The 462-nt window shown below is 68.0% G+C and carries 1 protein-coding gene; it reads right to left on the bottom strand.

Annotated elements, in window-relative coordinates; genetic code table 11:
* Positions 1-462, bottom strand: a 462-nt coding sequence (locus C1J00_RS44145) for a SidA/IucD/PvdA family monooxygenase (protein ID WP_146046441.1), incomplete at both ends; no start/stop codon positions are given.

The raw sequence follows: 462 nt of genomic DNA, 5'->3' as shown, positions 1-462 counted from the left end.
GGGGTCGGGGACGTAGGGCTCGGTGCCGATGCCGAGGACGACGTTGCGTGCGTAGGTCCGGCCGAGGGCTTCTGCTTCTCCTTCGGTGTCGAGCTGGGTGAAGTCGACCTCGAAGACGTCGCGTTCGGGGTTCCAGCGGACGGCGTCGATCTGGTGGCCGAAGTGCAGGCCGGGGAGGTTTTCGCTGACCCAGCGGCAGTAGGCGTCGTATTCGGCGCGCTGGATGTGGAGGCGCTCGGCGAAGTAGAAGGGGAAGAGCCGTTCGCGGGACCTGAGGTAGTTGAGGAAGGTCCAGGGGCTGGTGGGGTCGGTGAGGGACACCAGGTCGGCGAGGAACGGGACCTGGATGGTGGCGCCTTCGATGAGCAGGCCGGGGTGCCAGCCGAAGGTGGGGCGCTGGTCGTAGAAGACGGTGTCGAGGCCGCCTAGGGGGTGGGCGAGCGCGGCGAGTGAGAGGTTGGC

Origin of the sequence: Streptomyces cahuitamycinicus (assembly GCF_002891435.1) — a bacterium.
In the GTDB taxonomy this organism is placed as follows: domain Bacteria; phylum Actinomycetota; class Actinomycetes; order Streptomycetales; family Streptomycetaceae; genus Streptomyces; species Streptomyces cahuitamycinicus.
This window is presented reverse-complemented; position numbering and strand designations above follow the sequence as displayed.